The organism is Microbacterium sp. NPDC089695, assembly GCF_044749085.1.
Taxonomy (GTDB): domain Bacteria; phylum Actinomycetota; class Actinomycetes; order Actinomycetales; family Microbacteriaceae; genus Microbacterium.
In genome coordinates this window covers 2,098,404-2,112,691 of sequence record NZ_JBIVHG010000001.1, presented here as the reverse complement: position 1 = coordinate 2,112,691, position 14,288 = coordinate 2,098,404, and the positions used below count along the sequence as shown (strand labels likewise).

General features: G+C 70.0%; 15 protein-coding genes. 4 read left to right on the top strand and 11 right to left on the bottom strand.

Translation table 11 applies throughout. From position 1 onward, the window contains the following. Positions 1-50 precede the first annotated feature (50 nt). Positions 51-686: an O-methyltransferase gene (locus tag ACIPYT_RS10170; RefSeq protein WP_401073251.1), complete on the top strand. Its 636-nt coding sequence runs from the start codon at positions 51-53 to the stop codon at positions 684-686. Positions 687-796: 110 nt separating this feature from the next. On the opposite strand, the gene ACIPYT_RS10165 is transcribed toward ACIPYT_RS10170, so the two are convergent. The 3 genes from ACIPYT_RS10165 to dapE form a co-directional block, all read right to left on the bottom strand. Next, positions 797-970 (bottom strand): DUF3117 domain-containing protein, encoded by a 174-nt coding sequence (locus ACIPYT_RS10165; protein ID WP_017203323.1) that lies wholly within the window; start codon positions 968-970, stop codon positions 797-799. 96 nt (positions 971-1,066) lie between these two features. Continuing rightward, entirely contained in the window at positions 1,067-2,284 is a 1,218-nt protein-coding gene (locus tag ACIPYT_RS10160; protein WP_401073248.1) for a hypothetical protein, read from the bottom strand. Next, positions 2,266-3,339 (bottom strand): succinyl-diaminopimelate desuccinylase, encoded by a 1,074-nt coding sequence (gene dapE / locus ACIPYT_RS10155; protein ID WP_401073245.1) that lies wholly within the window; start codon positions 3,337-3,339, stop codon positions 2,266-2,268. The genes ACIPYT_RS10160 and dapE overlap by 19 nt, the downstream gene beginning before the upstream one ends. 65 nt (positions 3,340-3,404) lie before the next feature. Between dapE and dapD the strand changes: the two genes are divergently transcribed. Both dapD and ACIPYT_RS10145 read left to right on the top strand, forming a co-directional pair. Further along, complete coding sequence (dapD, locus tag ACIPYT_RS10150; RefSeq protein ID WP_401073243.1) at positions 3,405-4,358, top strand: 2,3,4,5-tetrahydropyridine-2,6-dicarboxylate N-succinyltransferase; 954 nt, start codon at positions 3,405-3,407, stop codon at positions 4,356-4,358. Positions 4,359-4,601: 243 nt separating this feature from the next. Beyond that, positions 4,602-5,999 (top strand): DEAD/DEAH box helicase, encoded by a 1,398-nt coding sequence (locus ACIPYT_RS10145; protein ID WP_401073241.1) that lies wholly within the window; start codon positions 4,602-4,604, stop codon positions 5,997-5,999. Between the two features lie 72 nt (positions 6,000-6,071). Here the strand turns inward: ACIPYT_RS10145 and ACIPYT_RS10140 are convergent, their stop codons facing one another. The 6 genes from ACIPYT_RS10140 to ACIPYT_RS10115 form a co-directional block, all read right to left on the bottom strand. Further along, positions 6,072-7,367 (bottom strand): citrate synthase, encoded by a 1,296-nt coding sequence (locus tag ACIPYT_RS10140; RefSeq protein ID WP_401073239.1) that lies wholly within the window; start codon positions 7,365-7,367, stop codon positions 6,072-6,074. 170 nt (positions 7,368-7,537) lie between these two features. After that, entirely contained in the window at positions 7,538-8,650 is a 1,113-nt protein-coding gene (gene dapC, locus ACIPYT_RS10135) for a succinyldiaminopimelate transaminase (protein WP_401073237.1), read from the bottom strand. A 3-nt stretch (positions 8,651-8,653) separates the two neighbouring features. Further along, positions 8,654-8,974, bottom strand: a complete 321-nt coding sequence (gene fdxA / locus ACIPYT_RS10130; RefSeq protein WP_401073234.1) for a ferredoxin — start codon at positions 8,972-8,974, stop codon at positions 8,654-8,656. Positions 8,975-8,983: 9 nt separating this feature from the next. Next, the gene (locus tag ACIPYT_RS10125) at positions 8,984-9,463 is read right to left on the bottom strand and encodes a histidinol dehydrogenase (RefSeq protein WP_401073232.1); all 480 of its coding nucleotides are present in this window, start codon (positions 9,461-9,463) and stop codon (positions 8,984-8,986) included. A gap of 45 nt (positions 9,464-9,508) precedes the next feature. Beyond that, positions 9,509-9,823: an AzlD domain-containing protein gene (locus ACIPYT_RS10120; protein ID WP_401073229.1), complete on the bottom strand. Its 315-nt coding sequence runs from the start codon at positions 9,821-9,823 to the stop codon at positions 9,509-9,511. Further along, on the bottom strand, positions 9,820-10,530 hold the full coding sequence (locus ACIPYT_RS10115) for an AzlC family ABC transporter permease (protein WP_401073226.1): 711 nt from the start codon (positions 10,528-10,530) through the stop codon (positions 9,820-9,822). The genes ACIPYT_RS10120 and ACIPYT_RS10115 overlap by 4 nt, the downstream gene beginning before the upstream one ends. 93 nt (positions 10,531-10,623) lie before the next feature. Here ACIPYT_RS10115 and ACIPYT_RS10110 point away from each other — a divergent pair, with 93 nt between their 5' ends. After that, positions 10,624-11,172: a helix-turn-helix domain-containing protein gene (locus tag ACIPYT_RS10110; protein WP_401073224.1), complete on the top strand. Its 549-nt coding sequence runs from the start codon at positions 10,624-10,626 to the stop codon at positions 11,170-11,172. Between the two features lie 67 nt (positions 11,173-11,239). On the opposite strand, the gene ACIPYT_RS10105 is transcribed toward ACIPYT_RS10110, so the two are convergent. Continuing rightward, positions 11,240-12,112, bottom strand: a complete 873-nt coding sequence (locus tag ACIPYT_RS10105; RefSeq protein ID WP_401073221.1) for a phospholipase — start codon at positions 12,110-12,112, stop codon at positions 11,240-11,242. Positions 12,113-12,281: 169 nt separating this feature from the next. Further along, the gene (gene typA, locus ACIPYT_RS10100; protein ID WP_401073218.1) at positions 12,282-14,195 is read right to left on the bottom strand and encodes a translational GTPase TypA; all 1,914 of its coding nucleotides are present in this window, start codon (positions 14,193-14,195) and stop codon (positions 12,282-12,284) included. Positions 14,196-14,288 lie beyond the last annotated feature (93 nt).

Genomic DNA, 14,288 nt, shown 5'->3' with positions numbered 1-14,288 from the left:
CCGAGCGCATACTCTGGGGGAACACACCCGTGAGGCAGGAGATCCAGGCCATGAGCGAGAACGATGCGAACGCACGGTTCCTGCGCGAGTCGATCGTGGAACCGGCTCCGATCGCCCGTGCCCGCGCCCACGCGGTCGAGCTCGGCGCCGCGCCGATCAGCCCGGCGCTCGGGTCGCAGATCGCAGTTCTCGCGGCCGCGACCGGGGCGCGCTCGATGGTCGAGATCGGCACCGGGGCCGGAGTCTCGGGGCTCTGGCTGCTCCGCGGAGCACCGCAGGCCGTGCTGACGTCGATCGACAACGAGCCCGAGCACCTGGCAGCGGCACGTCAGGCGTTCGCCGACGCCCGCATCCCGGCCACGAAGGCGCGCTTCATCACGGGGCGTGCCGCCGATGTGCTCCCCCGCATGAACGAGGCGTCGTACGACATCGTGCTCGTCGACGCGGATCCCGAGAACGTCATCGAATACGTGGAGCACGGACTGCGCCTGGTCCGCACGGGCGGCATGGTCCTCGTGCCGCGCGTTCTCGCGGGCGGGCGCGTGGCCGATCCCGTGCAGCGCGACGAGATCACCGCCGCCTACCGGTCACTGGTGCAGGAGACGCAGGAGTCTGCGGCCGTGCTCGCGACCGTCTCCCCCGCGGCCGAGGGCCTCCTGCAGCTCCTCAGCCTCGGCTCCGACTGACCACGTCCGCCGCGACGATCCCGCCGTCGATCGGCGTCCGGACGCGAAGAGGGCGACGGATGTCATCCGTCGCCCTCGTGCCGGTCCGCGTCAGAGCGGGCCGGAGTCGATCAGGCCGGTGCCACGACGGCTGCCAGCACGTCGTGAAGTTCCTTCGCCTCGGCGTCGTTCACGGAGACGACCAGACGGCCGCCGCCTTCGAGCGGGACACGCACGATGATGAGTCGCCCTTCTTTCACGGCCTCCATGGGTCCGTCTCCGGTCCTCGGCTTCATCGCTGCCATCGTGGGCTCCTTTTCCTCCGGTGGTATGCGATCAGTTTATCGGGTGTCACTCGAACCTGGACGTCGCCCGTGAAGAAATGCATCAAGGATTAACATTCACGGAACCTGCCAGAACGTGTTCCCGAGGGCGTAGACGGGAAAGATCCACGCCCATTGACCGAGGATGCACGCCGCGAGCACCGCGAGCCGCCACAGCCGCGAGCGCGGCACCGCGACCGCTCCCCACAGCGGGCTCAGCGGCAGCAGGAGGCGGAACGTGCTGGACTGCGGGAAGAAGACAGCGAGCAGGTACAGCAGGTAGCTCGCGCTCCAGAGGCGTAGATCCGCACCGAGGGCACGCACCTGCCGGAGGAACAGCAGCCCCGCTGCGACAGCGACCACCAGCAGCGCGAGCGCGGTCGAGCCCCACTCGGCGGGGAGTCCCCACTGCCCGAACCAGAACGACGACGCCTGGATCCATCCCTCGAACGGTATGAAGACGTCGACGCCCCCGGCGATCCAGTGCTGCCGCCAGGCGAGCTCGGTCGCGAGGTAGGCGCCGGGATCACCGGTCACGAGTGCGGCGATGCCCTGCCAGGCGAATCCGCACACGGTCGCCAGCGCGCCCGTCGCGAGGATGTGCACGACCTCGCGACGCGCGAGCGGGTCATCGCGTCGGTGGACGAGACGCAGGATGCCGTGGAGACCGATGTACAGCGCGAAGGCGAGGATGCCGGGCCGGGTGAACGCCATGATCGGGATCAGGAGATACAGCCAGGCGTAGCGTCGCCGCACCGTGGCGTCGAGCGCGAGGAACAGGAGCAGCAGGAAGAGCGTCTCGGCGTACCCGACCTGGAACATCGCCGCGAGCGGCCCGAAGGCGAAGAACACGACGGCCCACATCGCCGCGGATCGGCCGATGCGGTCGCGCAGCAGGCGATGCAGCGCGAGGCATGCGAGGTACCCGGCGACGAGCGACACCAGCAGGGCGCCCATCCCCCACGACCCGAACACGAACCCCACGGCCTTCGCGAGATACGCGAAGACCGGCATGAAGGCCCAGGCGTTCTCGGCGACGTCGCCGGAGTCGGTGAGCGGCAGCTCCGACGGATATCCGTTCTCCGCCACGAGCCAGTACCACTGCGCGTCCCAGCCGACCACGAAGTCCGCGAGTCCCGGTTCGGCGCCGAATCGCGACAGCGAGGTCGACTGCGCGGCGGCGGCGATCATCAGGGCGGTGGTGACGAGACGGGCGACGACGTAGACGATCGCGATGCGCCCCGGCAGCGGGATGCCGGCCCATCGGCGCGCGAGGGTCAGCGTGAGCTGAGCCATGCACGCAGTCCTCGCTCGACCGCGTCGATCTGCGCGACGGGCACGCGCTCCTCGTCGTGGTGCGCGAGATGCGGGTCGCCCGGGCCGTAGTTCACGGCGGGGATGCCGAGGGCCGAGAACCGCGCGACATCGGTCCATCCGTACTTCGGGCGCGGTTCGGCGCCGACCGCGGCGACGAACTCCTGAGCGATCGGGGCGTCGAGGCCCGGACGGGCGCCCTCCGCGGCATCCGTGATCTCGACCTCGAAGCCCGCAAGAAGATTGCGGATGTGCGCCTCGGCGTCGGCCGCGGTCTTGCTCGGCGCGAAGCGGTAGTTGACCTCGACCTCGCAGGCATCCGGGATCACGTTGCCCGCGACCCCACCGGAGATGCGCACGGCGCTCATGCTCTCGCGGTAGAGGAGACCTTCGACGGGCACCTCGCGCGCCCGGTACTCCGCGAGCCGGGCGAGGATCGGAGCCGCCCGGTGGATCGCGTTCTCGCCGATCCACGCGCGCGCTGCGTGTGCGCGCACGCCCGAGGTGCGCACGATCGCCCTCATGGTGCCGTTGCACCCTCCTTCGACCTCGCCGTTGGACGGCTCGCCTAGGATCGCGAAGTCGGCCTGGAACAGGTCGGGGCGCACGGCGGCGAGCAGTGCGAGTCCGTTCTTCGACGCCTCGACCTCTTCGTTGTCGTACCACATCCAGGTGATGTCGACCGCGGGGTCGGTGAGCTCGGCCGCGAGCTTCAGCTGCACCGCGACGCCGCCCTTCATGTCGACGGTGCCGCGGCCCCACAGGTATCGCTCGCCGTCGATGTCCACATCACGCGTGGGGACGTTCTCATTGATCGGCACGGTGTCGATGTGGCCCGCGATCGCGACCCGCTGCGCGCGACCCAGGTCGGTGCGAGCCACGATCGTGTTGCCGTGTCGGATGACCTCGAGGTGCGGGTGGACGGAGACCGCCTCCTCGATCAGGTCGGCGAGCGTCTTCTCGTCGCCCGACACGCTCGGGACGTCGCAGATCGCGCGCGTGAGATCGAGGGAGGACGCGGTCAGATCGAGCACCATCCTCCCAGCCTACTTATCGCGTCACGTGTGCGTCGGCGCACAGGCGGGGACGATAGCGTGGACGCATGACTGAGGCGCGCACCGTGTGGGGTACCGGACTTTCGACCATCGCCGCGGACGGCACCGTCCTGGACGCGTGGTTCCCCGAGGTCTCCACCACCGCCCCCGCTGCGGGCGACGCGGCAGCCGCGCTGATCACTCTCGACGCGCTCGCCGGTCCCGACGAGCGCCGGAACGTCACGGTCGAAGCCGTGCAGCTGCACATCGACCTCGACGAGGCGCCCGCGTCGACCGCCGACGCGTACCTCCGTCTGCATGCGCTCTCGCACCTCGCCGTACGCCCGAACGAACTCAACCTCGACGGGATCTTCGCGCACCTGCCGATCGTCGCCTGGACCAACGCCGGCCCCGTGCACCCCGACGACGCCGCACGCCTGCGTCCGCTGCTGCAGCGCGCCGGCATCCAGGTGCAGGGCCTCGACAAGTTCCCGCGCCTGACCGACTACGTGCAGCCGACCGGCGTGCGCATCGCCGACGCCTCGCGCGTGCGTCTCGGCGCCTACCTCTCCCCCGGCACCACCGTCATGCACGAGGGCTTCGTGAACTTCAACGCCGGCACGCTCGGCGCCTCCATGGTCGAAGGCCGCATCTCGCAGGGCGTCGTGGTCGGCGACGGCAGCGACATCGGCGGCGGCGCCTCCATCATGGGCACGCTGTCGGGCGGCGGTTCCCACCGCGTCTCGATCGGCGCCCGCACGCTCCTCGGCGCCAACGCGGGCATCGGCATCTCGCTCGGCGACGACTGCGTGGTCGAGGCCGGGCTCTACGTCACGGCCGGCACGAAGGTCGTCCTCGCCGACTCCCCCGCGACGCCGGACGGCGGTCGTCAGACGGTCAAGGGCGCGGCGCTCTCCGGCGAGAACGGCATCCTGTTCCGCCGCAACTCGCTCAGCGGCGCCGTCGAGGCCGTTCGTCGGGCAGGAGTCGGCGTCACGCTGAACGAGGCGCTGCACGCCTGAGCGCGCCGCACAGCCTCGGCGTCCGCCCGCACTGCTAGACTGAACGGGTCATCCGGACGAGTCGTCCGCTGATGTCGTCGTCGTCACGGGGTCTCCGAGGACCGAAACGAGCACGCGGAACGCTGCTCTCTACCAGCCGTAGCTGGCCTTTCGCACGGCGAACCGATGCGCTGCCTGCGCCGTCGCCACCTCTCACCCAGAACCCTCGCGTGCGATCCGCCGTGCGCGCTGTCGGAGTTTTCCATGCCTTCCTTCCTCGATCTCGGCGTTCCCGCCGACCTCGCCGCCGTCCTCGCCGAGTCCGGCAAGACCGAAGCGTTCGCGATCCAGCGCGATACGCTCCCCGATTCGCTCGCCGGTCGCGACCTCCTCGGACGCGGCCGCACGGGCAGCGGCAAGACCATCGCCTTCGCTCTGCCGCTCGTGGCACGCCTCGCCGCCTCCGGTCGCCCGCGCCGCGCGCGTCTGCCCCGCGGACTCGTCCTCGCGCCGACCCGCGAGCTGGCCACGCAGATCGCCGCGACCATCGCGCCGCTCGCCGCCGCCGCTGGGCTCAAGGTCACCACCGTGTTCGGCGGTGTCAGCCAGCGCCCGCAGGAGCAGGCCCTCAACGGCGGTGTCGACATCGTCGTGGCGTGCCCCGGTCGCCTCGAAGACCTCATGAAGCAGCAGGTCGTGCGCCTCAGCGAGATCGAGGTCACCGTGCTCGACGAGGCCGACCACATGGCCGACCTCGGCTTCCTGCCCGGCGTCACCCGCATCCTCACCGCCACCCCGGCGGGCGGTCAGCGCCTGCTGTTCAGCGCCACGCTCGACCGCGGCATCGACACGCTCGCGCGTCGCTTCCTCGTGAACCCCGTGAGCCACGAGGTCGACGAGGCCAGCGTGCCGGTCGGCGAGATGACCCACCGTGTGCTCGTCGTGGACTCGACCGAGAACAAGACGACGCTGGTGCGCGATCTCGCCTCCGGCACCGGCCGCCGCATCCTCTTCACGCGCACGAAGCACCAGGCCAAGAAGCTCGCGAAGCAGCTCACCGCCGCGGGCATCCCCGCGGTCGACCTGCACGGCAACCTGTCGCAGAACGCGCGTGAGCGCAACCTCGGCGCGTTCTCGTCCGACCCCGAGGACGGCGGCGTGCGCGTGCTCGTGGCCACCGACGTGGCCGCGCGCGGCGTGCACGTCGACAACGTCGACCTCGTGGTGCACGTCGACCCGCCCATGGAGCACAAGGCGTACCTGCACCGGTCCGGCCGCACCGCGCGCGCCGGCGCCGCGGGCACGGTCGTCACGGTCGTGCTCCCCGAGCAGCGTCGCGACGTCAAGGACCTGCTGCGCAAGGCCGCCATCACCGCGCCCCTGGAAGACCTCTCGGCCGCTGCCGTCACGGAGCTGGTGCCCGAGCGCGCGCCGCACGTGCGCCCCGCGCCCGTGCAGAAGCAGCCGCAGCGCCAGGCGCCCAAGCAGCGCCCGAACGGCGGCGAGAAGTCCTCGGCGACGACCCCGCCGTCGCGTCGCCGTCGTCGTCCGCGCTCGGGCGGCCAGGGCGGCGCCCAGGGCGGACAGCCCCAGGGCGGATCGCGTCAGGGCGGCTCGCGAGGCGGCCAGGGCGGTCGCGGTCGCGGCGGACAGGGCCGCTGACCCCCACCTCCGATACGAACAAGAGCGGATGCCGTGACGGCATCCGCTCTTCGCGTCTGTGGCGACCTCTGGTCAGCGGGTCTGGAAGGTGCGCTCCGCCGACCCCGTGTACAGCTGCTGCGGGCGGCCGATCTTGGTCTGCGGGTCGAGCTGCAGCTCGCGCCACTGCGCGAGCCAGCCCGGCAGACGGCCGATCGCGAACAGCACGGTGAACATGCGCGTGGGGAAGCCCATCGCCTTGTAGATCACGCCGGTGTAGAAGTCGACGTTCGGGTACAGGCGACGCTCCTTGAAGTAGTCGTCGGCGAGGGCGATCTCCTCGAGCTCCTGCGCGAGGTCGAGCAGCGGATCGGTGACGCCGAGCTCGGCGAGCACCTCGCCGGCGGCCTCCTTGACGAGCTTGGCGCGCGGGTCGTAGTTCTTGTACACCCGATGCCCGAAGCCCATCAGCTTCACGCCCTCTTCCTTGTTCTTCACCCGCTCGACGAAGCGCGACACGCTCTGGCCGGAGTCGCGGATCTGCCCGAGCATCGTGAGAACGGCTTCGTTGGCCCCGCCGTGCAGCGGCCCCGAGAGAGCCTGGATGCCAGCGGAGATCGACGCGAACTGGTTGGCGCCGGTCGACCCGACGAGCCGCACGGTCGAGGTCGAGGCGTTCTGCTCGTGGTCTTCGTGCAGGATCAGCAGCAGCTCGAGCGCCTTCGACATGACCGGGTTGATCTCGTAGGGCTCGGAGTTGACGCCGAAGTTGAGCTTGAGGAAGTTCTCGACGAACCCGAGCGAGTTGTCGGGGTAGAGGAACGCCTGACCGACGCTCTTCTTGTGTGCGTACGCGGCGATCACGGGGAGCTTCGCCAGCATGCGGATCATGTTGAGCTCGACGTGCTCGGGGTTGTGCGGGTCGGTCTGACCCTCGTAGTAGGTCGAGAGCGCAGCCACGGCCGACGAGAGCACCGACATCGGGTGCGCGGTGTGCGGGAGCGCCGAGAAGAAGCGCTTGAGGTCTTCGTGCAGGAGCGTGTGACGACGGATCTTCTCGTCGAACTCGGCGAGCTCGGCAGCCGACGGCAGCTCTCCGTAGATGAGGAGCCAGGCGACCTCGAGGTAGCTCGTGTTGCCCGCGAGCTGCTCGATCGGATATCCGCGGTAGCGCAGGATGCCCTTGTCGCCGTCGATGAAGGTGATCTCCGACTTGGTGGACGCCGTGTTGACGAAGCCGTAGTCGAGGCCCGTGTAGCCGGTCTGGCGGGTCAGGGTCGAGAAGTCGATGCTGTCGTGCCCTGCGGTGCCGCGTACGACCGGGAACTCCGCCGTGGTGCCGCCGATCGTCAGCGTCGCCTTCGCCTGCTGGTCTGCCGCTTCGCTCACGCGCGGGCCTCCTCATGGGTCTTCATCAAGCCGGATGTGGCGATGTCACGGCGTCGTGCGCCTGGTCGGATCGAGATCGTCGATACGCGACCGAATCGCCTTTACAGCCTAGTAGTCGCATCGGCCTACTGTGACATCCGACAAAACAACGTGGATTCGCCGGGTATTTCCTACAGGGATGCTGAGCGCAGACGCTGTGCGCCGGCGAGAACGCGCTCGGTCGGAGCCGTGAGCGCGAGGCGCACGTGCTGACCCGAGTGCGCTCCGTAGAACGGCCCCGGGCCCGCCAGGATGCCGAGATCGGCCATACGGCCCATGCTGACCCAGGCGTCCTCCCCCGCGGTCGCCCACAGGTACAGACCGGCCTCGGAGCCGTCGATGCGGAAACCCGCGGCCTCCAGCGCCGGTCGCAGCGCGTCACGGCGCTCGCGGTACAGCTCCTTCTGCGCGGCCACATGCTCGTCGTCGCCCAGAGCGACCGCCATCGCGTGCTGCACGGGAGCCGGAGGCATCAGCCCCAGGTGCTTGCGGGCGGTCAGCAGATCGCCGACGATGCGCGCGCACCCGGCCAGGAACGCGGCACGGTACCCGGCGAGGTTCGACTGCTTGCTCAGCGAATACACGCTCAGCAGGTTCGCCCGACTGCCGCCCGTCACCCGAGGGTCGAGGATCGACGGCACGCGGTCGGTCGCCCACGGCCCGTCCCACCCGAGCTCCGCATAGCACTCGTCGCTCGCGAGCACGGCGCCGATCTCGCGAGCACGGCGCACGGCCTTCTCGAGCTCGTCGACCGTCCACGTGCGTCCGTCGGGATTGCCGGGGGTGTTGATCCAGATGAGCTTCGCGCCCTCCGGCCAGTCGGCCGGGTCGTCGGCGGGCAGTGGCGTCGCGCCCACCACACGCGCGCCGACCTCATACGTCGGATACGCGACGCGGGGGTGCACGACGATGTCGCCCTCTCCCAGGCCCAGCAGCGTGGGGAGCAGCGCGACGAGCTCCTTCGAACCGATCGTGGGGAGCACGTTGTCGACCGTGAGGTCCGAGACCCCCCGACGCCGGGCGTACCAGTCGACGATGGCCTCTCGCAGCGAGGGGGTGCCGACCGTCTGCGGATATGCGTGCGCATCCGTCGCCTCGGCGAGCGCACGCCGGATCAGCTCCGGCGTCGGATCGACCGGCGACCCGACTGACAGGTCGACGAGACCGTCGGGGTGCTGCGCGGCGCGCTCGCGGAACGGGACGACCGCATCCCAGGGGTAGTCGGCCAGGTCGTGGACGCTCACGGCCTACTCGCCCTGCGGCGGGAGAGCCGAGATGAGCGGGTGGTCGTGCGCGATCACGCCGACCTTCGCAGCGCCGCCGGGGGATCCGACCTCGTCGAAGAACTCGACGTTGGCCTTGTAGTAGTCCTGCCACTCGTCGGGCAGGTCGTCCTCGTAGTAGATGGCCTCGACCGGGCACACGGGCTCGCACGCACCGCAGTCCACGCACTCGTCGGGGTGGATGTACAGCGAGCGCTCCCCCTCGTAGATGCAGTCAACGGGGCATTCGTCGATGCAGGCGCGATCCTTGACATCGACGCACGGAAGGGCGATCACATACGTCACCCGTCCAGTCTACGACCCGTCGCCTGTGCGCTCTCCCGGCGAGAGGCGCGGGGAGACTCCCGGCACCTCGGTGATCGGCGACGACGACGCGTCGGGCGCGGGGGCCGCCTCGGGCGCGACAGTGCGCGCAGGCAGCCGCGACAGCGACGGCCACGCGACGACGAGCAGCACGAGACCCGCGACGACCCAGATCCAGATCCGCCCGCTCAGCGAATCCTGGACGACGATCGATCCCCCGGGGCCGACCCCCGAGATGAGGATCAGCATTCCGACCATGCCCAGCCCGGCGGCGAGCGCGGCTCCCCGGTCGTGCGTGAGCGCACGGATCGCGATGAGGATCGCACCGCACGCGATGGCCGCCACGATGATCCCGATGGGCACGGGGCCCCAGGTCACGCTGTGGGCGATCGTCCCGGCGATGCCGAACACACCGCCGACCAGGGCCGCGGCGAGCCACGACAGCACTCGGGAGATCCCACCATTACGCACGGGACGATCCTACGCGTGCTGTGTGCGGGGCCACGACCGCACCGCTCATACGGCGAGACCGAAGAGCCGCAGCAGCGCGGCGGTCGCCGCCGCGGCGATCACGACCACGAGGAACGACTGCCGCAACCAGAGGAGTCCCGCCGCGACGAGCAGCGCCGGCACACGAGCGTCGACCACCACTGCCTGTCCGTCGCCGAGCGTCTGCACGGCGACGAGGGCGGCGAGCAGGGCGACCGTGAGCAGGTCCGAGATGCGCGCCGGCCGCGGCTGCTCCAGCACCGACGGCGGCACGAGGTACCCGACGGCCTTGAGCCCCAGGCAGATCACGGCCGCGAGCAGGACGGCGCTCCACACGCTCATCGGATGACCTCCGGCTCCGGGGCGGCGGACGCGATGTCGCGGCCCAGCCAGTCGAACCACCCCACCAGGATCGCGACGACGGCCGCCACGAGCACCGGCAGCCCCGGCATCAGCATCGGCGTGAGAGCGGCGGCGACGACGGCCGCCGCGATGCCGACAGCGATCGCCTGACGCTGCTGGAGACGCGGCCACAGCAACGCCAGGAAGGCGGCTGCGGCGGCCGCATCCAGTCCCCAGGTCTTCGGGTCACCGAGCACGTCGCCGACGAGCGCGCCGATCAGGGTCGTGAGGTTCCATCCGAGGAAGATCCCGATGCCGGTGACCCAGAACCCGACCCGGCGGAGCCGCGGATCGCTCTGCGACACCGCCACCGCGGTCGACTCGTCGATCGTGAAGTGGGCGGCGAGCGCCCGCCTCGCCGGAGTGGTGCCGACCACCGGTGACATGCGCATGCCGTAGGCGACGTTGCGCACACCGAGGAGCACGGCGGATGCGATCGCCGACGGCAGCGCTGCCACGCCTCCTGCGGCGAAGACGCCGACGAACGCGAACTGCGACCCTCCGGTGAACATCAACAGGCTCAGCACGCAGGTCTGCCACACGTCGAGCCCGGAGGCGACCGCCAGCGCGCCGAACGAGACGCCGTAGGCGCTGGTCGCGAGCACGACGCCGAGCGCTTCGCGCCACACTTCGCGGTCGGCGCTCACGGACGCATCGTTCGATCCACTGAACACATGAACATCATTCTGAACAGAGTGGCACGTATAGTCAAGCGAACGATCGTTTGGCATGATGAACGGATGGATGATCTCCGCTCGCGCATCGCACGCACGCTCCGACGCGAGCGCGAAGCGGCCGGACTCTCCGCCTCGGAGCTGGGGCGCCGCGCGGGGATCTCGAAGGCGACCGTCTCGCAGCTCGAGTCCGGATCAGGCAACCCGAGCGTCGAGACGCTCTGGGCTCTCGGCGTCGCCCTCGGCATCCCGTTCGCGGTTCTCGTCGACCAGCAGCAGAACGCGCCGACCCTCATCCGGGCCGACGAACTCGCGGGTGTCCCGTCGGCTGCCGCCGCCTACAGCGCGACGCTTCTCTCTGCCAGCCCTCCGGGGGCGCGCCGCGACCTGTACGTCATCACCGCCGAGCCCGGCGACCCGCGGCGCTCCGACCCGCACCACGTAGGCACGACCGAGCACGTGATCCTCGTCTCCGGCCAGGCGCACATCGGCCCCGTCGACTCCACGGTCCTGCTGAACCCGGGCGACTACCTCTCCTACCCCGGCGACGTCCCCCATGTCTTCGACGCGACCGTCGCGGGCACCCGCGCCGTGCTCATCTCCGAGCTGCGCTGACGTCAGTCGGACGCGAAACGGCCCCCTGCCGAAGCAGAGGGCCGTCCCGAACGGTACGTCCGGGCGCTCAGTACCAGTTCATGGCCTGCGAGTGCCCCCAGGCGCTGCACGGCGTGCCGTAGGCACGCTCGATGTAGCCGAGGCCCCACGCGATCTGGGTCGCCGCGTTGGTCTGCCAGTCGCTGCCGGCCGACGCCATCTTGCTGCCGGGGAGCGCCTGCGGGATGCCGGTCGCGCCGCCGTCGCGGTTGTAGGCCTGGTAGTTCCAGCCGGACTCCTTGGTCCACAGCGAGTTCAGGCACGAGAACTGGTCGTCGCCCCAGCCGTACTGGCTCGACATCATCTGGCGCGCCGTCGCCTTCGCTCCGTCGACGGTGTTCGCCTGCGCCAGCGCGGCGGCCGCGGCGGCGGCCTGCTCCTCGGCCGCCTTGCGCTCCTGCGCGGCGGTGTACGCCTGTCGCAGCGCCGTGGTCTCGGCCACGATCTGATCGGTGCCTGTCACCGTGTAGGCGGTCAGGCTCGTGACCTCGCGCGCAGACAGGTCGTCGCGGTCACCGAGCTGGTCGACCCACGCCGTGAGGTCGGAGGTGTCGACGGCGGCGGGCGCTCCCGCGAGGTCGAGGCCCGACGCGGCGACCTCGGTGTTGAGCGCGGAGGCGGCCGAGGCGGCGTCCTCGGCGAGCGAGATCGTGATCGCCGAGTCGTCCGCCACCTTGCCGACCGGCTGCGGGGAGCCGGTCACGAACGAGGTGACATCGGCGACGGCGTTCGGGATCTCTGCTCCGGCGGCCGGCGCCGAGACGAGGCCGACGGTGAGGGCGGCGCCGATGACGCCGGTCGCGATGGTGCCGAAGATCCACTTCGGACGACGCGAGGTGACCGCGGCACGAGCTTCGGCCACGTCGGAGGCGCGCCGGAGCGCACGGGTGTTCTGCAGCATGGGTAATCGACTTTCGGGTCGTCGTGCGCCCATCGCGGAGCCCTCATCGGGAGTCGGCCCCAGGCGCAAGGTAACGATTCTGCAACATCGACCCTGGGTGCTTCATGAGAGAGGGCCCCGCACTGTCGATCTCGACGGTGCGGGGCCCTCTGTGCCGGGCGGATCCGGCTCAGGCGTTGGCGTCCTGGCGCTTCAGACGCGCGGTCTCACGAGCGCGGGTGTTCGCGTCGAGGTTGACCTTGCGGATGCGGACGCTCTCGGGCGTGACCTCGACGCATTCGTCGTCGCGCGCGAACTCGAGGCTCTCCTCGAGTGTGAGCACGCGCGGAGGCGTCATCGACTCGAAGGAGTCCGAGCTCGCCGCACGCATGTTGGTGAGCTTCTTCTCCTTCGTGATGTTCACGTCCATGTCGTCGGCGCGCGAGTTCTCGCCGATGACCATGCCCTCGTAGACCTCGGCGGTCGGCTGCACGAAGAACGACATGCGCTCCTGCAGGGCGATCATCGCGAACGGCGTGACGACGCCCTGACGGTCGGCGACGATCGAGCCGTTCTGACGCGTCGTGATGGAACCTGCCCACGGCTCGTAGCCGTGCGAGATCGCGTTCGCGATGCCGGTGCCGCGCGTCGTGGTGAGGAACTCGCTGCGGAAGCCGATCAGGCCGCGCGAGGGGACGACGAACTCCATACGCACCCAGCCGGTGCCGTGGTTGGTCATGTTGTCCATGCGGCCCTTGCGGCCCGCGAGCAGCTGCGTGATCGCGCCGAGGTGCTCCTCGGGGGTGTCGATCGTGAGGTGCTCGAAGGGCTCGTAGGTCTTGCCGTCGATCTTCTTCGTGACCACCTGCGGCTTGCCGACCGTGAGCTCGAAGCCCTCGCGGCGCATGTTCTCGACGAGGATCGCGAGCGCGAGCTCGCCACGACCCTGCACCTCCCACGCGTCGGGACGGCCGATGTCGACGACCTTGAGCGAGACGTTGCCGATGAGCTCCTTGTCGAGACGGTCCTTGACCATGCGCGCCGTGAGCTTGTGCCCCTTGATCTTGCCCATGAGGGGCGAGGTGTTGGTGCCGATCGTCATCGAGATGGCGGGGTCGTCGACCGTGATCGCGGGCAGCGGGCGGACATCCTCGGGGTCGGCGATGGTCTCGCCGATCGTGATGTTCTCGAAGCCGGCGATCGCGACGATGTCGCCGGGGCCGGCGGACTCGGCGGGATACCGCTCGAGCGCACGCGTCTTGAGCAGCTCGGTGATGCGGGCGTTGCTCGTCGTGCCGTCGGAGCGCACCCACGCGACCGTCTGACCCTTCTTGAGCGTGCCGTTGAAGACGCGCAGCAGCGCGAGTCGGCCGAGGAACGGGCTGGAGTCGAGGTTCGTGACCCACGCCTGCAGCGGCGCCTCGTCGTCGTACGACGGGGCCGGGACGTGCTCGAGGATCGCGCCGAACAACGGCTCGAGGTCGTCGTTGTCGGGCAGCGCCCCGTCGGCGGGACGGTTCAGCGACGCGGCGCCGGCACGGCCCGACGCGTACACGACCGGCACGTCGAGCAGAGCGTCGACGTCGAGGTCGGGCACGTCGTCGACGAGGTCGGAGGCGAGACCCAGGAGCAGGTCGTGCGCCTCCTCCTCGACCTCGGCGATACGCGCGTCGGGGCGGTCGGTCTTGTTGACCAGCAGGATGACGGGGAGCTTGGCCTCGAGCGCCTTGCGCAGCACGAAGCGGGTCTGCGGCAGCGGACCCTCGCTCGCGTCGACGAGCAGAACGACGCCGTCGACCATGGAGAGGCCGCGCTCGACCTCGCCGCCGAAGTCGGCGTGACCGGGGGTGTCGATCACGTTGATCGTGATCTCCTCGCCGTTCGCGTGAGCACCCTTGTAGGTGATCGCCGTGTTCTTCGCGAGGATCGTGATGCCCTTCTCGCGCTCCAGGTCGTTGGAGTCCATCGCGCGTTCGTCGACGTGGGCGTGTTCGCCGAACGAGCCCGTCTGACGCAGCATGGCGTCGACGAGCGTGGTCTTGCCGTGGTCGACGTGGGCGACGATTGCGACGTTGCGGAGGTCAGAGCGGAGGGCGTGCGCCATGCAAGTGTCCTAAAAGAGTGTGGGTTTTCGCCGGGAAGCCGACATTCCAGGTTACCGTACGCGCGGAGCGTGTTCCTGAGCACGAGAAGTACG